This is a genomic window from Parcubacteria group bacterium, from assembly GCA_041659505.1.
In the GTDB taxonomy this organism is placed as follows: Bacteria; Patescibacteriota; Minisyncoccia; order Moranbacterales; family UBA2206; genus UBA9630.
Map to the genome: position 1 here is coordinate 535,731 of JBAZYF010000001.1, position 22,191 is coordinate 557,921.

General features: G+C 38.0%; 22 protein-coding genes. 15 read left to right on the plus strand and 7 right to left on the minus strand.

Annotated features, from left to right (window positions below):
* Together WC848_02470 and WC848_02475 are read right to left on the minus strand one after the other, a co-directional pair.
* A complete protein-coding gene (locus WC848_02470; GenBank protein MFA5961517.1) occupies window positions 1–630 on the minus strand; it encodes a CHC2 zinc finger domain-containing protein in 630 nt (209 codons plus the stop codon).
* 134 nt (window positions 631–764) lie between these two features.
* Window positions 765–1,613 (minus strand): hypothetical protein, encoded by an 849-nt coding sequence (locus tag WC848_02475; protein MFA5961518.1) that lies wholly within the window; start codon window positions 1,611–1,613, stop codon window positions 765–767.
* A gap of 252 nt (window positions 1,614–1,865) precedes the next feature.
* Between WC848_02475 and WC848_02480 the strand changes: the two genes are divergently transcribed.
* From WC848_02480 to WC848_02495, 4 genes are all read left to right on the plus strand, one after another.
* A complete protein-coding gene (locus WC848_02480; protein MFA5961519.1) occupies window positions 1,866–2,276 on the plus strand; it encodes a hypothetical protein in 411 nt (136 codons plus the stop codon).
* Between the two features lie 62 nt (window positions 2,277–2,338).
* A complete protein-coding gene (locus tag WC848_02485; GenBank protein MFA5961520.1) occupies window positions 2,339–3,424 on the plus strand; it encodes a hypothetical protein in 1,086 nt (361 codons plus the stop codon).
* Between the two features lie 251 nt (window positions 3,425–3,675).
* Window positions 3,676–3,987 carry a hypothetical protein gene (locus tag WC848_02490; GenBank protein ID MFA5961521.1) on the plus strand — a complete coding sequence of 104 codons (312 nt, stop codon included), beginning with the start codon at window positions 3,676–3,678 and terminating at the stop codon, window positions 3,985–3,987.
* Between the two features lie 330 nt (window positions 3,988–4,317).
* Entirely contained in the window at window positions 4,318–5,403 is a 1,086-nt protein-coding gene (locus WC848_02495) for a hypothetical protein (GenBank protein MFA5961522.1), read from the plus strand.
* On the opposite strand, the gene dcm is transcribed toward WC848_02495, so the two are convergent.
* Window positions 5,398–6,462, minus strand: a complete 1,065-nt coding sequence (gene dcm / locus WC848_02500) for a DNA (cytosine-5-)-methyltransferase (GenBank protein ID MFA5961523.1) — start codon at window positions 6,460–6,462, stop codon at window positions 5,398–5,400. The two genes, WC848_02495 and dcm, sit on opposite strands and share 6 nt — an antisense overlap.
* Before the next feature lie 14 nt (window positions 6,463–6,476).
* Window positions 6,477–7,076 (minus strand): S24 family peptidase, encoded by a 600-nt coding sequence (locus WC848_02505; GenBank protein ID MFA5961524.1) that lies wholly within the window; start codon window positions 7,074–7,076, stop codon window positions 6,477–6,479.
* A 105-nt stretch (window positions 7,077–7,181) separates the two neighbouring features.
* Here WC848_02505 and WC848_02510 point away from each other — a divergent pair, with 105 nt between their 5' ends.
* From WC848_02510 to WC848_02525, 4 genes are all read left to right on the plus strand, one after another.
* On the plus strand, window positions 7,182–8,357 hold the full coding sequence (locus tag WC848_02510; protein ID MFA5961525.1) for an SAVED domain-containing protein: 1,176 nt from the start codon (window positions 7,182–7,184) through the stop codon (window positions 8,355–8,357).
* 6 nt (window positions 8,358–8,363) lie between these two features.
* A complete protein-coding gene (locus WC848_02515) occupies window positions 8,364–9,266 on the plus strand; it encodes a nucleotidyltransferase (GenBank protein MFA5961526.1) in 903 nt (300 codons plus the stop codon).
* Entirely contained in the window at window positions 9,263–10,000 is a 738-nt protein-coding gene (locus tag WC848_02520) for a hypothetical protein (GenBank protein ID MFA5961527.1), read from the plus strand. The genes WC848_02515 and WC848_02520 overlap by 4 nt, the downstream gene beginning before the upstream one ends.
* 157 nt (window positions 10,001–10,157) lie before the next feature.
* The gene (locus WC848_02525) at window positions 10,158–10,865 is read left to right on the plus strand and encodes a hypothetical protein (protein MFA5961528.1); all 708 of its coding nucleotides are present in this window, start codon (window positions 10,158–10,160) and stop codon (window positions 10,863–10,865) included.
* 183 nt (window positions 10,866–11,048) lie between these two features.
* On the opposite strand, the gene WC848_02530 is transcribed toward WC848_02525, so the two are convergent.
* Window positions 11,049–12,365 carry a DNA polymerase IV gene (locus WC848_02530; GenBank protein MFA5961529.1) on the minus strand — a complete coding sequence of 439 codons (1,317 nt, stop codon included), beginning with the start codon at window positions 12,363–12,365 and terminating at the stop codon, window positions 11,049–11,051.
* 4 nt (window positions 12,366–12,369) lie between these two features.
* Entirely contained in the window at window positions 12,370–12,936 is a 567-nt protein-coding gene (locus tag WC848_02535; protein ID MFA5961530.1) for a LexA family transcriptional regulator, read from the minus strand.
* Between the two features lie 95 nt (window positions 12,937–13,031).
* Here WC848_02535 and WC848_02540 point away from each other — a divergent pair, with 95 nt between their 5' ends.
* From WC848_02540 to WC848_02570, 7 genes are all read left to right on the plus strand, one after another.
* Window positions 13,032–13,694, plus strand: a complete 663-nt coding sequence (locus WC848_02540) for an SOS response-associated peptidase (GenBank protein MFA5961531.1) — start codon at window positions 13,032–13,034, stop codon at window positions 13,692–13,694.
* A gap of 118 nt (window positions 13,695–13,812) precedes the next feature.
* A complete protein-coding gene (locus WC848_02545; GenBank protein ID MFA5961532.1) occupies window positions 13,813–14,007 on the plus strand; it encodes a hypothetical protein in 195 nt (64 codons plus the stop codon).
* On the plus strand, window positions 13,953–15,086 hold the full coding sequence (locus WC848_02550) for a tyrosine/phenylalanine carboxypeptidase domain-containing protein (protein ID MFA5961533.1): 1,134 nt from the start codon (window positions 13,953–13,955) through the stop codon (window positions 15,084–15,086). The genes WC848_02545 and WC848_02550 overlap by 55 nt, the downstream gene beginning before the upstream one ends.
* A gap of 197 nt (window positions 15,087–15,283) precedes the next feature.
* Window positions 15,284–15,988 carry a hypothetical protein gene (locus tag WC848_02555; GenBank protein MFA5961534.1) on the plus strand — a complete coding sequence of 235 codons (705 nt, stop codon included), beginning with the start codon at window positions 15,284–15,286 and terminating at the stop codon, window positions 15,986–15,988.
* 263 nt (window positions 15,989–16,251) lie between these two features.
* Window positions 16,252–16,641 (plus strand): VOC family protein, encoded by a 390-nt coding sequence (locus WC848_02560; GenBank protein ID MFA5961535.1) that lies wholly within the window; start codon window positions 16,252–16,254, stop codon window positions 16,639–16,641.
* Between the two features lie 101 nt (window positions 16,642–16,742).
* Complete coding sequence (locus WC848_02565; GenBank protein ID MFA5961536.1) at window positions 16,743–17,972, plus strand: hypothetical protein; 1,230 nt, start codon at window positions 16,743–16,745, stop codon at window positions 17,970–17,972.
* A gap of 95 nt (window positions 17,973–18,067) precedes the next feature.
* A complete protein-coding gene (locus WC848_02570) occupies window positions 18,068–20,791 on the plus strand; it encodes a hypothetical protein (protein ID MFA5961537.1) in 2,724 nt (907 codons plus the stop codon).
* Here WC848_02570 and WC848_02575 read toward each other — a convergent pair.
* A complete protein-coding gene (locus tag WC848_02575; protein ID MFA5961538.1) occupies window positions 20,698–21,531 on the minus strand; it encodes a helix-turn-helix domain-containing protein in 834 nt (277 codons plus the stop codon). The two genes, WC848_02570 and WC848_02575, sit on opposite strands and share 94 nt — an antisense overlap.
* Window positions 21,532–22,191 lie beyond the last annotated feature (660 nt).

Below are 22,191 nucleotides of genomic sequence, written 5' to 3' on the forward strand. Positions count from 1 at the left end.
TTATTGGAGCGACTTTATGGCGTTTTTGAAATCAACTCCATGAAGAAGCATATAAAATTTAATTACATCGCCCTTTTCGTGACATCCGAAGCAATAAAAAGTATTGGTTTCGGCGTAGAAATAAAGTGAGGGTGTTTTTTCGTTGTGAAACGGACATAGTGCGACGAAATTTTTACCCGATGATTTAAGTTCCAGCTTATCTCTGGCGAGTTCAATGACTGATCTCGACTTAGCGATTGCGATCATCTCTTGAAAATTTTCATATCGAGTGAATAATTTTTTTGTCGGACCTTCTACGATCGCAAGTTGTCTTTTGAGTTGAAAAATACGGTTTTCTATTTTGAGCAACTCTGGGATTCTAAGTTTTTCAAATAGAACATCGTAAAGCCACTGATCTTTTTCTGGAATGCCGACTAAATCTTTTTTAATTTCTGTTTTTAACCTTTCATATTCCTTTTTCCATTTCGAAATGTTTTCAGAAAGCATTTCTTTGCTTGGGCAAAAAGCCTCGACCAGCTCCTTGTCATTAAGCTTTGGTAGCGATCTTTTCCAGTGATTTTCTAGCTCGAGTGAGTGATAAAAAAATTCATCACTGTCAATGTAGTCTTGATTAGATTGGCTCTTAGACATTGTTTTCATGCTTTTAAAAATTAAAAAATCCTTACCGTATTATGGTAAGGATTGTAAATCAAAATTAAATTTAACGGCGTGACATTATGGGTCAATCCTAAATGTCACACTTCGTTGGGTTGCATAGTATATTACTAATCGTTTGGCCTATCTAGCTTTTTCATTGCAGAAAGAACCTCATCCTTGGTCATTGCTCTCGGTTGCGATACTTCTTTCTTTCGGCTAATAACTTTTCGAACGTATGCGAAACTTCCTTCTTGGCTTAGTCCTAATTCATCAGCTACCCTATAAGAGGTCAGTCCTTTTTTATGCAATTCAATTATTTTATCTTGCTTGTCACGAAAAATTTTAGAATGGATGGCTGGTAAGGGTAAATTATTTTTTCTGGCTGTTTCAAGTTGAGAGCGTTTTATATCTGTCCAATTGTCGTCAATCATTTTTTTCAGATCAGCCTTGGTTGCTTCTGGATAGACAAAAATCAAGGCCGAGAGATCTTTTTTGTTATAAAGAAAACCTTCAATATCGTATTCAAATCCAGGCCAAAAGAAAGCAGTATTCACCTGACAGCCATACCCTGTTGCCAATGAATCTGCCAATTCATATAGCGGTTTGTTTTTACCGAATAAGATAAATGAATGAAGATGGGTCGATGCTCTCCGTGGAATTTGAAATTTGTCTAAAAGTTTTTCGGAAAAGTCATTGCTGTATAGGTTGTTCCAAGAAAGAATCATGGCTAGTAAATCTGGATTGTTCTTGTGTAACTTTTTTAATCTTTCTATCTCAGATTTACTTTTTGGGTCTATGTGTGACTGTAAATTATTTTTTACTAAAAAACCTCTCTCGTTTTTTTGTGTTTTAAATCCATTTTTAGGAATGCCCAGTTTCTTTCTGAACAAGTGGATTTCGTCCATAAAATCAACTCTATCCGCCAGGTTTAGTATTTGTTCAATGTATTTATTTTCTGGGTTGTCTTTCGTTTTCATAATAAGTATATTTTCCCATTAGATGAGACAAAAATCAAGTTGCATTTTGCCTTATTTTGTTGTATTTTATATGTGATACCACAAGTTAATAAATACTGAGGCAAACCTCTGAGGTTTTTGTCCTATCACGCCCTTTAGCGGGCGGCTCGATGCACATGATAGGACACCTCGGTGTTTCTTGACTTGTGGTATCCGTCGGGTCGTCCACTCAAGCGGAACTTCTCGGCGATCTAATTGATTTAGGTCGCTTTTATGTTTAGCGAAAAAGTTGAATATCCAAAACTAAACGCAAGACAGAAAGAAATATACAACTTTCAAAAAGCTTCGGCCGTTTTTGCTGATTACGGGTATACAACTATCAAACTTTCAGACGACTGGATGGGCGCTGATTTTCTCGCGATCAGTTTCAATGGATCAAAGTATTTGAAAATCCAACTGAAAAGTCGACTGACTTTTGAAAAAAAATATCTAGGCAAAGATATTTTTGTTTGTTTTTATGATAAAAAAAGTGGCACATGGTATGTCTATGCTCATGACGAAATGCTAAATAGCTTCATCAGCGGAATTGAAAATAGCGACTCGTGGAAAATAAGCGGAGGATACAGCTTCCCGTATTTAAACGACAAGGCGCAAAAATGTCTTAGTCAATGTGCCCTAGGGTAGGATTGTACCTTTTTGTATTTACGGCTTACTTTATAAACTACTATTAAACAGCCTCAACCAAAATGAAAATCAAAAACACAATTAAAGAATTCTCAAATAAAATCGGAATCATTTTTCTAGTCATCTTTTTAGTCGCAATTGCGATAACGAGCATAACTAATATCAGTAAGGACAAACCGTCAGTTTTGCCCACTGTTATTCAAAAAAACAATCCCGAACGTCTGAAACAAAGGTTTCAAAAAATGACTGAACTTGAAACTAAAAAAGAATATGAAAAAATATACGACAGCTACTTATCGGCGGAATCAAAAAAGAAAGTCAAGAGAGGCATGTTCATAGAGCCGCCAAAAAATACTATTGTTGGAAATAAAGAAGTGCTTTATAAGAAATGGGAAATCAATGATGTGGTAATTAAGGGCAATACTGGATACGTAGACAATACAATCGCTTACTGTTTCAATGAGAGCTGCGACGATCGAAGCGAATCCAAGGTATATTCAGACTTTGTCTATGAAAACGATAATTGGTTTGATAATGGTTGGAGCCATATTTTAAAGCCAGTGATGTGTCTTAGGGACAGTGGATATGATATTCCAGAAGAATTTAAACGGTCAATCAGCTTGATAGTTCAACGACTTGAACAATCGGGCAGTGCTTCGGCAAAAAATAACGCCGAAGATATAAAGAAAATTTCAAACTGTCTTAACATTCAGTATGCCGATTCTGTCCAAGAAATGAACGAAGCCGAGGGATATTTCATATTTCTACCTTCGCAATCTTTAGGTGATTACACCATAAAGATATCGCCGAAGTATAGTACGAAAGATGATCTGTTGACTGCAATTTTATTATCCCACGAAATACAGCATGCCGTTGATTTTGTTTATGGGAATTACTCGGGAGCTGGACGAGACTGCTTCGATCTCGAAGCTCGAGCGTTTACTATGCAAAATAATATAATTTCTGCCATGAATAAGGAGGAAATAAATTCGTTAGTTACGAGAGCAGCGGTTGGAAATTCTACCGAAGCTACTCAAATTGTGGATTTATACATTATCATTCCAAAACTCAAAGGAAAGGATTATCACGAAAAAGCGTTGAATTTTGTAAAATCAGAGCCATTTTATCATGAACAATGCAAAAAATGAATTAGTTAGAAAGGCTGGACCCGACAAAGGGTCTTTTTCTATTCCTCGAACCCCTAGAACATCCCTAGGAGCACAAAAGGTCAAAAAGAGTGCAGATATATGGCCGAGAGTCAAAATATTCGCTTAGGATGAAATCGTGGCTTGAAAGACGAAAGGTTTCAAATGAAACCTTTATTTGTGTTTGCTTAAATATTTTAGGCGTGTACGAAATTATAAAAGCACTTTACAATAAGACTATGTAAATCGAACTTATGCCTGGAATACAAGGTCAAAATTTAGGAAATCAAAACGCATTCGGGAATTTGGGTGGAAAATCACTGAACGATCGAAAACTCGCAGCTGAAGTGAGGACTTTGGTATTAAAGAAAATCAAACAATTATTAGAAATTCCAGACTGCGAAAGGTCGGTAGAAGAATTTGAATTGTATCGAGCCGTTCTGATTAAGTTGGCGGGCTCAATTCTTCCTCGTTTAAATGAAGTCACTGGTGAGGATGGTGAAGGGCTGACGATCACTATTGCACCGGAGATTGCAGAAAAGAACGGGATTGTGGCAATGTCCTAAAACAAAAAAGGTTTAAAACAAAACATTCATTCGTGTTTGCTCAAATAAATTGAAAAGGTGTCCTTAACGGTATATTTGACCCTCTTGACTTCAAGGAGGGTCTTTTTGTTGTCCCTCGGAGTGCCATAATACTCCTGGTCGCTCAAATTAGCCAAAACAGTAGAAATGTATGATAAATAAGCCAAAATATCTCCTGGGGATGGTAATGGACTTCGAAGCACAAGCAAAAATGTCTTAGGCGAAACATTCCTTCTGTTTTTTATAAGACTCGACAACTAAGACTTTTTTGAATAGACTCAATATATAGTTTATTTTTTAAGGTCTAAATTTATGTCTGATGTAAACAAAAGAAATGCCGTTATTTACAAAATATTGACGGATTTTCTTGAGCGAACTGGAAAATACAATTTTTTGCCACCATTCAGCATTGAAGAAGTGGAAATTTTGTTCAATACTTCAATATGGGGGCACAGGGAAATCGTACTGACAATAATACTCGCAAGACTTTTTGATCCAAAATTTAAAGCATCAAAAAATTTCTATTCTTGTAATCCAAGATCGATTTTTGAAAAACCAATCAGGAAAGCATTAAGAGAGTATGGAGTACCTCATAGAAAATCAGGACCATTGAATGTTGCAAAGAACACAGAGAAAATTAATAAGGACTGGGCAGCAAACAAGCATGAAGAAAAAATTGCGATGACTGTTGTCGGGTTGGTTAAAAAAATTGAAGCCGTGCCATACGCAGAATTGGGAAAGTTTGCTTTAGCATATGTTGCGCGATACAAACAAGAGGCAAAAAGAATTAAGGAAATGGAAATAAAATTGGAACCAAAAGAAAACCCAATTTTTATTTCTAAATTGTGCATTGATCTCGTTAATTCTGTTCCTGATGGTGGCGCAATCCCGCAGATGATTTCAGGCTTACTTATGGAAGTAAAAAATCAAGACAGAAAATGTGCCGTTGAAGTTATCGGACACTTAGATAGTGTATCAGCCACAAATACTACTAGCAAAAAGCCTGGCGATATAGTTGAAAAAATAACTGGCGATTCTGAACTTATTTATGAAGTGACGACTAAGGGTTTCACAGATGACAGATTAATAGAATCCCATGAATCCGTAATGGTATATGATAAAAATATAAAGGATGTTTTTGTTATATGTAGACCGAAAGATATTCCAGAAACATTAACCACTGCAAGCAATTCGTACATTATGGCGACTACTCAATATAAAGAATTAGCTTACTATTTCATAAATATCTATGACTTCATCCAATCTTCGCTATTATTTTTAACTCCAAAAAGTAGGAGATTATTTTATAGCAAATTAGTTGATTATGTAAATGAAACAAATACTTCAGAAAAAGTAAAGAAGTTTTTCAAACAATGGCACACTGAAAATTTGTTATAGGTTAAAATCTTCCATTGAATCACTTAAGGCCGATGCAACAGCATGAGCTAAATCACATGGAACAGCATTTCCTATTTGATGGTATATTGAATTATCCTTTCCGAAAAATTTATAATCGTTGGGGAATGTTTGAATCAATGCCGCTTCTTTTGTTGTAATTCTTCTCAAGTGATTCGGAACACAAATGTCGTTTGTCTTTTTTCCGCTAGATAATAATTTATGGTACTTTTCAATCCAATTCTTCCCATCATTAAAAGCGTGATCTTCATCAATTATAGGTGTCCTGTTTCCTCCCATTGAAGCAGGAAGGGTGTTTGAGTGTCCCATTATATCAATAGGTCTCCCAGCTCCGTTAAAAAGCATCCCGGCATATGGCGACCTTCTCATTATGGGGTCACGAGCAAGAGTTATTTTCGCATTACATGTTTTTGGATTAACAGATGTCCCCATTGGCCCTAGTCCCTTTAATATGTCTATTACCCTAGGCGCGCTCCGTTTATATTTTTCGAGATATTCAACAAACCTTTTGGATTCTTTTTTTGAATTTTCTTTTTTAATGCCAACAAAAAACATCCTTTCTCTTTTTTGTGGTACTCCGAAATGTGTCGCATTGAGTAATACTAACTCGGCATCATAACCTAAATCCCATGCTCTCTTAAATAACATGTTTCGAACTGGTTGCCATTTATCTAGGACTGCGAGTGCTTTAACATTTTCTAGGACAAATGCTTTTGGATTAACTTTTTCAATAACATCCATAAAACTGAAAATTAGCTTGCTCCTTTCATCATTTGGATCCATTTTGCCTGCGACAGAAAACCCCTGACATGGAGGGCCACCAAATACAAGATCAATGTTTTTAAAATCTGAAAGTTGATCTATGTAATTTCTAATATCCCCGCATTCTATAATGCCGGTATGATTTGCAGAGTATGTGTTACAAGCATCTGAATCTATCTCATTTGCCCATACAACATTAAAACCAGCACGCGAAAAGCCAACATCCATTCCGCCAGCTCCAGTAAATAGTGATATTGATTTTCTTTTATTTTTTTTCATATTTAAATTCTTGATTATTCTAGATTATAGGAAATCACTCCTTTTACTAAACCTTCAACCTTAAAATCTTCTGTTGCTAAGAATGGTTCAAACTTTTCATTTATTGAAAATAGCCAAATGTGATCTTTTTCTTTTCTGATTTTTTTAATTAATGCTCCACCATTGTTTACGCAAACAACAATGTCGCCATTATCAAAATTATTGGTCTTTTTTGTAATAACTAGATCACCGTTATTTATTTTTGGATACATTGAATCTCCCTTTGCTTTTACTAAAAATGAATCTGCGGAAGAAACTAATTTTCTTGAGAGAGGTATTCTATCAACAGGGCTTCCATCAAGTATGCTTTCTCCTGGACCACAGTGGGCGAGTCCGTAAAGGTTTAAGAAGATAATTTTTTTATCGGGTGAATCAGCAATTATTTCATAATCTTGTGGATTATTAGGATTTCTTTTTAGAAATCCATTTTTTTCGAGTTGTAATATGTGGTGATGGACTAAGCTTGTAGAGGATACATCGAGTTTTTCTTGTAGCTCTCTAATTGTTAGGGGGTCATCGAAGTGCTCTTTAAGTAGTTCGAGTAGCTTTTTTTGTGTAGAATGTAGTGTTTTCATATTTTTATTATATCATGTGAATAAGATGTGCACAAGAACATCTTGACCTGTTCGGGTATTTGTTCTATACTCCCAATATAACACATTTTTAAGTTCTGTGTAAATATGACAAAAAAACTAGGAGATAAAAATAAAATCAACGCTATTACAGAGACAACGCGTTCAATAAACAATGAAACTAAACTGCTTCTTGCTGTCAAATCAGGCGGACGCTGTGAGTTTTTCGGCTGTAATGACTATCTTTTTTCAGATAAAATAACGAAAAAAAATATCAAATGGGGCGAGTTTGCTCACATTTATGCGTTTAAGGAAGATGGCCCAAGAGGAAACAAAAAATTACGACCAGATAATATCAACGACGTTGATAATTTGATGTTATTATGCCCATCATGTCATACAAAAATTGATAAAATGAAAAATTTACCCTTTTATACTGTAGAGATTTTGCGAAAACAAAAGAAAGAGCACGAAGACCGCATAAAATTAGTATCTGGATTTAAAAACACTAACAAGACTAAAGCTCTGGGTATGAGCGTAAGCATTGAAAATGAAGCAATCTGTGTGTCTGAAGATGAAATCACGGAAGCTTTAATGGCTGAAAGCCGATATCAATATCAAGAAAAGCCCAACATGATTGATTTTTCCAATGTTCCTTCTGAAAACACTCAGCTTTATTGGAAATCAAAATGTAAGGATATTAATATAATGACTGAGAAATTTTATGAGCAATTAAAAAGAGATGGCTTGGAGCATGTTTCAGTTTTTGCAATTGGTCCAATCCCATTGCTGGTATATTTGGGGTCAAAATTGGAAAACAAAATAAAGACTCAGCTTTTTCAGCGTCATCGAGACAGTGAAAGCTGGAAATGGAATGATGGCGTTGGCAAGGTCGGTTATAAGTTGAATATTATCAATGGAAAGGACAAAAGCAAAGTAGCTTTAGTGCTTTCTTTAAGCGGTAAAATACATCAAGCTCATCTGCCAAAAAAGATTGACGGGGGTTTTTATGTTTATGAAATTACACTTGATAACCAAGAACCAAATTTTTATTTTTTGAAATCAAAAGATGATCTAGACAGATTTGGCCACATATATTCCAAAACATTAAGTGAAATTAGAAATGGGCATCCAAAACTCAAAGAAATTCATTTATTTTCTGCCATACCAGCGCCAATCGCGGTTGTTTGTGGCAGAGCGTTGAATCGAAAGGCAGATACTTCATTCAAGATTTATAACCCAACAAATGGTGCCCAATTTAAATATGCTTTAAAAATTAATTAAAATAACATGAAAACACAAGAATACCTAGAAAAAGTTTTAAAACTTCAAACATTAGATGAAAAAAGCGAGGAAATTAAGGCTCTTCGTTCAGAGCGGGATAAGGTTGAGAATCTTCTAAGAACCCATTTTGAGGATGTTCCAATATCAATTCAATATGCTGGCTCTTACAAGAAAGGCACAATGATAAGGGAAAGTTATGATCTTGATATGACTTGTTATTTTAATAATGGGGATGATTCTGGCGGTGCGACACTAGAAGAAATATTTTCAAATGTTCAGCAGGCCCTTGCGTCCGAATATCATGTTTACCCAAAAAGATCAGCTTTAAGACTGCAAAGTAAGGATTCTGAAAATAGGGTTGATTTTCATATTGATGTTATTCCTGGGAGATTTGTTGATGGCGATAAGGGTGATGTCTATATTTTTCAAGCGGAAGGTGAAAAAGATAGATTGAAAACCAATCTTGAAAAGCATGTAAATCATATTACTGGGAGCAAATTAATTGACACAATTCGCCTTGTAAAGCTTTGGAAGGAATTGAATCAACTAGACGCCAAAACGTTTATTATAGAATTGTTGGTGATAAAGCTTCTGGAGGATACGACAGATAGCAATGGTTTAGATGTATGCTTTGAAAGTTTTTTAACTGAAGTTATAGAAAAAATCGACAATATAGCACTTGAAGATCCCGCAAACCCATCTGGCAATGATCTCTCTGGGATACTAAGTGAAGGTGTTAAGGCTGGCTTGAAATCTTTAGCAGAAAAGATTTTGATTTCAATTGAGAATGAAAGGTGGAAGGATATTTTTGGAGAAGTTGAGGAGGCTGATGATGAGGAAAAAAAACGAGCAATCAACGAGGCGAGACAATCTAATTCTGTTCCAATTAATCCTTGGTGTGTCCTATGAAACCTTGGTTTTTAGAAAATCCGACGCTACTTGATGAACTTAAAATTCTTATTGATTTAAAATATGCTACCCTAAACACTAGCATAGAGAACGCAGTTGTTTATATTCGAGGCACTTTATTTATTAAGAGTCTGGAGGGTAAAGAGCTGGGACGCTATAAAATAGAAATCATAATCCCAGACGATTATCCAAATTCAGCTCCGATCTTAAGAGAAACTGGGGATAAGTTTAATAAAGTTGCAGATAGGCACTTCAATGCGATAGATAACACCGCATGTCTGTTTTTCAGAGATGCTAAATACAAGTATTTCCCAAAAGGATCAAGCATAGTTGATTTTATAGAAGGGCCAATTAAGAACTTTTTTCTTTGGCAAATAGATTATGATTTAAATGGAGGCAAATCAAGCCTGGGAGGATTGGATCATGGTACTTTTGGATTAATTCAATTTTATAAAGAAGAACTGGGTGTAAACGATGAAGAATCGGTGTTTAGATTTCTAGTCCTTTTTGATAGCAAGGTTGTCCCGAGAGCTAAAAAATGCTTTTGCGGTAGTGGTAGCCTATTAAAAGATTGCCATATACAGAAGTTCAGAGCTTTAAAACAAAGCATACCCAGAAAAGACGCAAAAAAATCCCTAAATGAATTGAGGGATTATATGGATAGAATGCAGAGCCTAAAACAAAAATATGGAAAAGAGGCAGTAGACGGTGCAGTTAAGCAGATTAGAGGTTAAAACCAGCACTTCTCTCCATAAATCCAGTTCTAACCGCATTAACTAAGTAGCTCAGATAAAAATAGTCCCTATTTAGGGGGCTATTTTTTATACCCATAAAGACAGCTCAGATTTTTTGTGGTAATATTGAAATGTAATTTAATCATAATAAAAAAATATGGAGTTTTGGCAAACAAGTATAGTATATATATTAATTTTTGCAGTTGTACTTTCAAGTGCAATATGGGCTTATATTGATGCAAATAGAATTAATTCCGAAAAATATGAGGCTTGTGGCATAGGGACTAATAAACCCTTTTGGATAGCACTAATTATTTGTTTTTTATGGATACTTGCCTTTCCAATGTATCTTATTTGGAGACAAAAAATTATTGAAGGAAAATGTCCGCAAAAAAAAGAACTAGAAGTAAAATCAGAGAGCGAAATGCAGAATGAAAAAAAGGAAATAATTTTAAAGCCAACTGCCCTAGCTTTTATTTTAGGGATATCTATTCCGATAATTACCATGATAATGTTAGGCGAAATGAATTCTAGAGTTGTAATTGGTTTGGGAGGGTTCACCTTAACTCTCCCCTTGGCTGTTTTTTTATTTTGCTATTCAGTTTATAAATATCAAATAAAAAATGAGTTCACAATTATTAAGGGCATGATTCTGCTAATGTTTTTCATAATGATAATTAATCTTGAGTTCCCTCGTCTTATTAGTGACGGTTCTACTGGCGATATGTCTGGGATGATGTATTTTTTATGTTCTCCTTTTGCGTTTGTGTTCGGATTGATAATGGGGGTTTATATCATTAAAAGATTAAGATATTTAGAAAAAATTAAATATACTGCTGTTACATTTCATTCAGCAAAACAGTAGGGAAGAAATATTTTAAAATACCGCCAATCCTAAATTAATTTTTGATTCTACTCCAATTCAAATTTCTAAACAAATTCACTAGTAGAGATTCTAATCAATGCACTTCTCTTTAAATCCAGTCCAAATCGCTTGCACTTCCCCGCTCAATAAACAAAAAACTCTCCGTTGTGGAGAGTTTTTTGTTTATGTTACGGCTCCGATAAACATCGGGATGCCTATACGTTGTCTTTTATTTTCTCCTTTGATCTGGAGTGTTTTTCGCAGAGGCGCATCGCCCCGTTCTTTCTCGTGTTGCAATGCAGAGTTGGCTAGAGAGCTTACCCCGAGGTGGACCGTGTGTTTTCCAAATTTATCATTGATCTCGTCGATGCTATGGTAGAGCTTTTTCAAGCCCTTAGCACGCAGGACTTCGCAGAACAGATCGAGCTGTTTTGTGACATCTTCCTCGAGTTTGAAAAAGGCGATGCCGGTCGCGCGATATGAAAGGCTTTGATCAAATATCTGATCAAAATATTTTTCCACAACGTTGATGATTTCGCTGGGAATGGCCGTCGGGCGGGAAAATTGAATTTCCATTCCGGCATAGCGGAAGGATTGGAGCTTCAAGAAAAAAGTCGCATTGCGAGCGCGAAGATTATAGCGGCGTAATTTGATGCAAGCATTTTCAATATTTTTCGCTAACTGGGAAAAAATAAAATCGCGATCATTGGAAGGCGGAGTAAAAGTTCTCACTTTTTGGACTGAAGTATAGGTTGTTCGGCCAGTCACATCCAGAGGCAGAATAAATTTGCCATTAAGTTCTTGCCAGGTTTCAATCGTCGGTTTGGTGAATTTGCGCCTGACCCACTCTTCGTCTTTATGAGCAAATTCCAAAGCGGTATTTATTCTCTCATTTTTCAGGTAAGCACCGGTCTGTGGTCCGATGCCCCAAACATCTTCTGTTTCTTTTTGAGCGAGAAATTCGTGGATTTGATAGCCAGGAATGACGGTCAGTCCTGAGGGTTTTTTCCATTTGGAACCGATTTTGGCGATGGTTTTGTTCGGTCCTAGTCCGACTGAAAAAGTAAAGCCTAATTCTCGGTCCAGATCCTGCTTGATTTTTTCGGCAATTTTCGGGTAAGACATGCGCAAGGGTCGACGCAATCCAGTGATGTCGGCAAAACATTCGTCGATACTATATTCCTCAACTTCACTCGTGTAGCGCCGGACAATCTCAAAAAAACGCTTAGAAAGCAGGCTGTAGGTTTCATAATCAGACGGAAGGATAATCGCTTCGGGACAGATTTTTTTGATCTCAAAAATTCGCATCCCTCGTCTGACGCCACGCGCTTTGGCTTCATAGCTTAAGGATGCGGCAATTCCGCGTTCTCGGCCTGTTATCACTGGTTTGCCTTTTAGTGCGGGATCGCGCGATTGCTCACAGGAGGCAAAAAAAGCATCTCCGTCGATATGGATGATAGCTCGGTTGAAAGAATTGATGCTCAAGGTTTCGTTTGGCATCAGTTTAGTGGTATTTTCTGATGACGGAAATTACTACCGCAGAAATGATCAGTTCTTCTTTTGGAATGATCGGTTTGTATTTCTTGTTTGCTGGCATCAGAATTGTTTTGCCATTGAGCTTTTCCAAAAATTTCATCGTCCATTTTCCGTCTACTTCCGCGATGACAATGTCGCCATCTTTGGATGCTTTGCCCCTTTCGACTAAGACAATATCACCCGAGCGGATGCCCGCATCAATCATCGAGTCACCGCTGACGTTTAACATATAGGTGGCTTCTTTGTTGGAAATCAGAAATTCATCGATCGTTATCGTATCAACCAGTTCTTCTTCCGCCGGAGAAGGAAAGCCAGCGGTGATTGAACCCAAAATTTTGGTTTCGCCGAACAGTTTTTTGGGCAGTAATCTGCCTTTCTCATCTTTTGAAATCAGCTCAGCTTCGATCATTTTTTTCACCAGGCGGGTAACCGAGTTGATTGATTTGAACTTGCAAAGTCCCATTATTTCTCGATAGCTTGGCATCCGGCGATATTTTTTGTAGAATGAGAGTAGCTTTTGTTGGTAGTTTTTCATAGGGCTGTATTATTTGATGTCTAGCTTTATTATACGTGTACAAATGTACACTCGTCAAGTAGGGTGTCCCTAATCATCTAACAGAGCCTAAATATATGTGTGGAAGATTTTCAATCAGCACTCCTTGGAAAGATTTGGAGGAAAGATTTGCGCTAACCATTCCGGAGGGAATTTATAATCCACGCTATAATGCCGCTCCTAGTCAAAAGATGTTAGTTGTTTCGCAGGAAAAACCACACGAAGCGGAACTTTTTCAATGGGGTTTGATTCCGCACTGGGCCAAAGATACTAAGATTGGGCAAAAGCTGATCAACGCTCGAGCAGAAACAATCACGGAAAAGCCTTCATTCAAGGAGTCTTTCAAACTTAGGCGCTGTTTTGTGTTGGCAGATGGATTTTATGAGTGGGATAAAAAATCCAACAGTCATATCCCATATCTCATAATGCTAAAAGAGGGAGAGCCTTTTGCTTTTGCTGGTATCTATGACTATTGGCGCGATCCATCAGATCGAATGATCCGGTCCTTCTCAATCATAACGACCGAAGCGAATAGCCTAGTTTCTCGGATCCACGACCGGATGCCCGTGATTCTCACTAGGCAAGAAGAACGAGCGTGGCTTAATCCTGAATTAAAGCTGGATGATGCTAAACAAATGCTCATTCCTTATCCAGTAGAAGATATGCAAATGTATCAAATATCTACACTAATTAATAGCCCCAGAAATGATAGCGCCGCGGTAGTTGTTCCGGTCGGTTAATATGCCTAAGTTCTCATTGTGGTATAATTTAGATGTAAATAAAGAATAAAACTTATGTCATTTGAATTTAATTCAGCAATATCCGTTGAAAAAAAAGAAACACTGGATGATAAATGGTATGAAAGATTTAGCGCTTGCGGTTCTTTCGCTGATTATGAATATCTTGGCGGAGAAAAGTCAGTCAGGGAAAAGTCGAAAAACGATTTTATTCAAGGAAAGTGCGAAAATCCCACACTTGATTATCCCGATTTGGAAAAATTGGATATATCTCGAAGAGGACAAGACTTGCTTCAACTTAAAAGAGATATTTTAGAACAAGAAACAAATGAAACGATCAAACAAATATACCGTTGGAAAATAAACGAAAAAATTGCAGAGTTGAGAATGCTCGGGGAAACAAAAAGCGGAAACGATAGGAGATTTTTTCGTTATTCTAAATTTATCTACGGAAAGCCCGAGCAAGAAATATTTGCATATACGATTAGTCAGATAAAAAAGGTTATTGATGGTAAAATAAATGATACAAGGGAAGGTGTCCGTGAAGCGGCAAAAAGATTGTCCAATGAATTATCAGATCCACTTTCAATAGAAAAACCCAAAATAACTGATTTAAAGGATTTTATAAAAGAAAGCTCGGAATCCAAAGAATTCACTAATACTGAATATAATGCTGAAGAAATAAAATACGCTTTTGAACAAGCTTTGGAAAAATATAAATTGACTGGTTGGAATGTGGTAGTCACGGAAAAAGGCACTGCCGTAAGTGTGAGTCAGGAAAATAAAAATGTTAATATTCCATCAAGCCGAAAAATGAAAGAAAATAAATTAAGGGCACTAATTGAGCATGAAATTGGAACGCATGTTTTGCGGAGAGAAAAAGGAGAAAAAACTAAACTAAAGCTTTTAGGACTAGGGCTAGATAGGTATTTGAAAGGTGAAGAGGGTATTGCTACCTATGAAGAGCAAAAAATTTTAGGAGCAAACGAGTTCGCTGGTTTTGATGGGCATTTGGCTATTGCTCTGGCTATGGGAATGGATGGTAAAAAACGAGATTTTAGAAAAGTTTATGAAATATTGAAAGATTATTATTTTATCAATTCTAAGAAAGAGGAATCAGAAGCAATAATACAAGCTGAAAACTCTGCCTGGAATCGTTGTGTTAGAACTTTCCGGGGAACTAGCTGTGGCTCTTGTGGGGCTTGTCTGACAAGGGATATCGTTTATAGGGAAGGAAATATAGGGACTTGGAATGTGGTGAAAAACAAGCCAGAGGAAGTTAAAAGATTTATGGTTGGAAAATATGATCCTGGAAATCAGAGACATATCTGGATTTTGGAACAATTGGGCATAACAGATAGCGATTTGGATGATTTAGAAAAAGAATTATCGTAGTTGTTCATTAAATTGAAAGAATTTTATTTATAAAGCAGTTTTTACTGCATTAATTAAAATGCTCAAAAATTAAAATGCAAAATGTTGTAGGGCACTAGCGCTTGCTTTTTCCCTTAGAATGGTGTATAATGAATGAGTAGTATAATAGCAGTTGGAAAGCGGGTGAGCCCGCTTTTTGCTTTATATTAAACAAAAATATGCCAAAACCGACACAAAAACAAAACAAATCAATTAAACAAGCTAAATCGGAAAAAACCGCTTGTTTTAGAGATGTTTTGTCAAAAATCACTGATTTTTTTGAAAATGCCAAAAAAAGCTTCAATCCAGGATTATTGACCAGATATCAATTAGAAACCCTAACCCTGATTTGTCTAATTGCCTTTACGGGTTATGTGGTCTTATTTAAGCAACATTATTCTGAAATGTTTTTGACCCAAGAAGTTCAAGTTCCCAAAAAAAGTCCTCAAGAAATTGAAAGGGAGCGGTTAAAAAAGGACCTGCGAGTGGTTGTCAAAGGTCATCCGATCGAAATGATGATTCCCTATATCGCCCAAAAAGATCGTAAAGTTGCCGCATATCTTATCGGTATCGCCAAAAAAGAAAGTAATTGGGGCGAAAGAAAGCCGGTGTTAGCGGGAGTGGATTGTTTTAATTATTGGGGTTTTCGGGCAGAGCGGGAAAGAATGGGCAGTGGCGGGCATACTTGTTTTGACAGTCCAAAAGATGCAGTGGATGCTGTTTCCATAAGAATCGCGCAGATTATCGAGCGTAATGATGCTGAATCAGCTAAAGATATGTTAGTTTGGAAATGCGGTTCGGATTGTTCGGCGACGGGCGGTCAAGCTGCGGCCAACAAGTGGGCACGGGACGTGGATTTTTATGCAGAAAAAGTTTTGAATTAAAAGCAGTAATTGAGAAGCGCCCGATGTGGGCGCTTTTTTGTCTCCCAAAAAAAGAACCTTATCCGCTCGAAAATCGTATAATTTATATAATAAGTAAAAATAAATTGTGACTTACGCATTTGCCAAAAACAATCTTTAAGTCGCGTGGTTTCCTTGAGTTTGTTTTTGACTGTCTTAGCCACCGAGAGTTAGTGTGATTTTCTCAGGTAAGCCCTGGCTATAGAAAAGCTTGCTTTTGGCAAACGCGTAAGTCCCGAAAAGATATGAACAGAGTAATTCATTTTGAGGTTCAGGCTGATGATGTGGCGCGAGCGAAAAAGTTCTATGAAAAAGCCTTTGGTTGGAAAATCACGCAAGCGATGACCAAGGAAAAAGGTGGAATGGACTATTGGATGCTCGACACGGGAACGGGGCCTGGTATCGGCGGTGGCCTATACGCACGACCCAAAAAAGAGGAGGAGCGGTTTTTCACCTTTGACGACACAATCTTAGTCGAAGATATCGACAAAGCCGTGGAGGCGGTCAAAGACAATGGTGGTATGATCACAAGGGAAAAATCAGAGCTGGCCGGCGTGGGTTGGTTTGCTAGCGCCAAAGATACCGAAGGCAATCGTTTTAGCCTGATGCAAGCGACAGATTGGAAGCCGATGTGATAAATTGCACGTCTTTCCGATAAGTCTGAAAAAATCAAAAGATCTCTTTTGGAGATTTTTTGATTTTTGAGGTATAATAGGGGGTGCTTAATGAAAATCAAATGGACTTTAATTTATACAAACCACGAGAAGAAATATCTGTCTGGAAGCGTCCGATTTCTTTTGGGTTTGTTGTGCTTGTGATGCTGATATTATCGTCTGGTGTGCTTTGGCTGGTGCATAAGAATAATAAAATTGTTTTTGATGAGAATGATTATCACGTAACTTTTCACAAAAGGCATAAGGTCGCGGTCGTGCTGGAAGCTCCGGAAAAAGAAGTCTGGCATTTTGTGCCCGGGGTGTTCTCGATGGAACAGATCAAGAAAAATGGTTGCGTGGTAGATGGATTTCTTTCCGGTTATGGCGACAAGACGGGAGATATTGCGGATATGCTTGATCGTTCGAAGTGCGTCTATCTGCATCGGGCGCTGGAAACGTGGCTACGACCGCCGAATTTTGAGAAGGCGAATGAAATTATGCATACTGTGACCAAGCGGCCGGTGGTTTATGGAATGTTTTTGGCTGAAGCGATTTCCACGCGCAGAGACTATGAGGATCCCGAGTGGGATCATAAATTTGAGTTCAAAAAAATGTGTCGCAATGGAAATTATAACCAATGGGAAAAAAATAGTTGCATCCCGTCTCTTGATGAGCCGGAATATCGCCGGTATCTGAAATCAATTACACACCGGGCGATGGATCTCGGGATTCAAAGTTTTATGTTCGGCCAGATGGAACTGCAAGACGAGCATCCTAATTTTGACGAAACGCAAGTGAAAATTGTGCTCGATGATATGCGGAGCTATGCCAAAGAGAAAAATCTGCAAATTGTCATTGGCGCGCAGACCAACGATATCACCGATGAAAGATATCTGCGTCTGTTTGATTATATCGAAGGCGGAGTGGGAATCGACAGCAATGGGATTGTGGAAAATCAACCCTGTTCGAGTAAGTTCTCTAGTTGTTGGGCGCTTTTGTGGGACAAGCAATATAGTGCAAAAGCTAATAATGTCCTGCTGCACCTTGATTGGAGCGGGCTGACCTGGGATGATATGGGCGTGTTTGCGCGGATGAATCAGGATTTACGTGTGAGCACGCTGGACGGGCTGTATCACAAATTTACCAAACAAAACATGGGCTTTCTGATGCCATTCCTCGCGGTGCTTAATCATGAAAACGAAGGCTGTTATGGCCCGAACAAGCATTTTTACACCCCGAGTAAGAAATATCGCTGTGATGACGAGGACAAGATCAATAAGATGATGCCAAATGTGTCTTTGGCGGGGAATTAAACTTGTTAGTTTTGGGCGCGAAGAAAGCTCGTTGAGCTTTCTTTTTTTATTTGCTAAGATGAAAGCAGAGTTGAGATAATATAAAACAAAACTATATGTTCGGAGATCCAAGCATGTCGGCAATTCCTAGCCCGGAGAAAAAAAGAATCAAATCGGAAAAAGAAATTTTAAGACCAGGTTTTTTAGAAGAACTGGATGGTCTTTCATCTTCCCAATTAGAGTTGCTGGCTAAAATTGCGATGGAAAGGCGAGATGAGAAAGTGCTGGACGAAGCAAGGGCGGAAGCTTTTCAATCTCTGGAAAAGCAAGGGATGGTTTCAAATTCACCAGAAGGGATTATGCTGGTTGATTTGGAAAAAATAAAAAGTATTACAAAATTACCAGCGAAGGAAAAAGAAACTTTTAAAAGATCATTGGGTCCGATTCAACTCGACAAAAAGTTTGGGGGGAAGAATTTTTTTAAGGCGCTCACACTGCTTTTTAATGATCAGAAAGTGCTTGCAAAAGAAGATTATGCTGTGGGAGAGCGAGAGCCAAAAGACCTATTCTATTCCCCTAAAAACAAAGAGGAGGCATTAGATGTGGAGAAAATAAAACAGAGTCAGTTCTATATGCTTTTGCCAGGCTTAGTGAAGGTCAATGATTGGGAAAATGTTGAAATTGGCAAAATTCCTTCAAACAAAAAAGATCCTAAAAATGGCTTGGATTATCGCGAAGCGTTACTTGCGGTACTTATTTATCATCCAAAATATAGCAATGGTCAGCGCAATGAAAAAGACGGTAAGCTATATGTCAAAAGAAGCGATCGAGAAGGGAAATATGGAAAAATATCAGCCGAATATCTGATGAAAGAGTATGGCACAATGGGTGGATATTCTGGAATTGAAGGTGGATCGTTACAGAATGGTCGGCTATTTGTGACGAAGAATCTGCCCAATTTAGTGGCGCGTAAAATGCTTTTGTCGGATGACTTTGAGGCGCACTGGGAAACTGCGACAACAGAAAAAGAAATTGGTAGCAAGAATTTTCGCCGAAAAGGAATGACGATGTTTAATGGCGTTGCGCATACTGTCAGTAGTAGATTTTCCACTAAAGATAATAGGTTCAAGGCCTATCATTTGGCGCCAGATGTTGGTGGCGTGGTTGAAGATAGAGACGGACAGAAAAAAATGGTGGCAACTTTTAATATTTTTCAAAAAGGAACCGCGAAGAAATCAGAGAAAGGATTTTATTTGGCGGGGACGTCAATGACAAAAGCGGTGGATTTGGATAAATTTTCCGAGAGGCAAAAAAATGAAAGCGAAGAGGAGTTTCAGGCGCGAATGGAAAAAGGCAATCCGGCTAAGTTTATGATGGGAGAGGAGAATTTTGAAGAATATCTGCGTGTGAGAGAAAAACTTTCTCAGGAGGCGGGCTTTAATTTGAATAAATTACCGATAGAAAAACAAAAGGCACTCTTTGAACTTATGGAAGAAGCAGAAGGTAATGGAAGCGAAGCGCGCTTGCTCAGTTTACTTGGAGAATACAAAGACGATTGTCTGCAGACGCTTTTAGTCTTCGGGGATGATTCATCTGGGCGGGAAAATATATTCAAAATTGGCGAAATTGATCCTAAATTGGCTTGGCCGATCTTTCGCAAGTTCAATCGGATTGCTGATTTGCTGGAGAACGCGAAAGAGAAAATCGCGCATTTTTGGCAAGATAATAATCAATCTGGAAAAGAACAGACGGAAGAAGTTCTTCAGGGGTATCGGAAAACGGCTGATGAATATCTACAAGAATTTTCCCAGTTGGCGGAGTTAAAAAGCCAGGAATTGTGGAAAGTGCGGGAGAGCGAACTAATGCCAAAAATTGACAATTTCTCGGAAAACGTTGTACTTTGGGCAAATTCTTTTCATGTAGCACAAAAAAGAAAAGAAAGTATTCCGGGGTCAAGTTTCAAGGGAGCGCTGAAGGAATATGAAAAGGCTGAAGGGAATTTTTGGGAACAGTATGGTGCAAAGCAAAGTGTTCTATCCGGAGCGGAAGTTAATTCGAACCATCATTTGAGAGATCAAATTATTTCTGGCTATCAAAAAGAGTATGAAGAAAGAATAGAGCTAGCTGGCGGATTGGTTAGTAGTTATCTGAAAAAAATAGAAACACCGGAAAGTAATCAAGCAATGAAAGTTTTCATCCTTCAGGTTGCTGGAAAGTTGGTGGCGCATTGCCGTTTTGACGAGGAAAAAGACGGGCAAGTTTATTTTGGATCGGCCTTTGTTACAAACTATGAGCAAAGAAACTCTATCGGGCGCTATTTCCTAAATGAAGCGCTGACCTCAATGGGTGAGAAATATCGCTTGCACGCCGATTGCATTCCGAGCGAAGCCATTTGCGGTCACTATATGTCTAAACAAAATTTTGTGGTAGACAGAATAACCGAAGATTATGCCAAATTTGGCGAGCCGTTTATTTTTCACATCACGCGTGAAAAAACTGCAGACATCAAAAAAACGTATTATCAATCAATTGCACGCGAGCAAATAATGGAAGAATATCACGCGGGAAATTTTTCCGAAAAAGATGGGCGAATAATTTTGCGTTTTCCAATTCAGAAAAAAGTTTCTCCGGGAATGTATCCCGAAGAGATGAAAAAGCAACTCACAGAACTGATTAATGAAAAAGGCTTTGTGATGACTGGGTACTTTTTTATTGCTAGTGATGAATCAGAGAAAGAAAGAATGGTTTATTGTGCACTGGAACGATTGGATGAATCCGGAAATGACTCTGTCGGCGGAACTGGCGTGATTGGTGAGAGTTCCGAAAAAGCCTTGGAATGAGACCAGATGAAATTGAAAAGCACTTTATTCATTTGATAGATATTTTTATCAGTAATGATCATTGAAGTGATGGCGTCGGCGGAAAGGGAGATGTAGGCGATTTTATTGTCATAGATTTGCATAATCGAGCTAAAGGGATAGAGAGTATAGTCAACAAAGCGCGTGTCAGTTACATCGACATGATATTTTTCCAAATACTTCCGGGCAAAAGGTGAGTCAACGCAGACCATCTTTTTTTGTTTGTGCAGACGTTCTCTTTGTTTGACGTATTCCTGATTGATTTTGTCCATATATTTCACTACCGCCTCTACGTCGACCAGCGTGCAAATCGTTTCTTGGGCGGTCAGTGTGTCAGCCAATACCTTCCGGAGTCCCTCCTCGCCTTCATAGAAGCGTACGCCGGGCTTATTGAAGGCTAGATTGTAGTTGGTGACCAATTGAGGCATCAGTTCACCCATCGTTCTTTTGTAGTAATTGACCTTTTGGGCTTGTTCTTCCAGTCTTTCATTGATCTTATTGGGGTGTTCTACCCGAAAAATGGCTACTTTGCGGGGTTTTTCGATTTTAATGATGAGGCCTTTTTCCGACAGTTGCTCAAGCAATTTATAGACCAATCCGCGCTTATAGGCGGTTTTTTTATATATCTCACTGGCTGGCGCTTGCCCGATGCCAAGGATAAGCTCATATATTTCGGCTTCTTTGGCGGTCAAACCTGCCGCAGAGAGGATTTTTTCGTACATAATGGTTGTTTTGGCTTAAATTAGGTAAAAATAACTTTGTGTCATTCCCGCGAAGGCGGGAATCCAGGTACCCAAGGCTTTAAAAAGGGAAAAACGGGGGATAGATGGATAAAAAATAGAAGTTAGGGGATTTATAATTCGTTTTTTTGTAATTTATAACTAGTGGTGCCTGGATCCCCGCCTTCGCGGGGATGACACGTAAAAATCAATTTCCTACCCCCATTATACACCCCAAATAGTAAATTGTCAAATATACGTGACAATAGTATAGCCTAAATACGCCAATATAGTTCCTATAATATCAGATATATTGACATTTCCAAAATATCTTTCACAATATATTGACAAAACAGTTCAGAGATGCTATACTACGCAGTCAAGATAAATCGACAAAGTTTCGAAGACATCTGACAGTAATTTTAAATCTAGAATTGTTATTAGCACTAAGGTGATTGGCGAGCCCCGCTCAACCCTGGCATGGTAGTCAGATTCAATTGAGAAAGGCAAAGCTAATCGAACCAACCTTGGCGCGATACGTCATCTAGTAACCCTACAATATCAAACCTTATCCATCGTGATGAGTGGCACAGGCTTAATCCTAAAAGATAGTAAGCTTGTCCAGTCCTTATGATCAGTCCAACTTACTAAAATTTTAGGTAA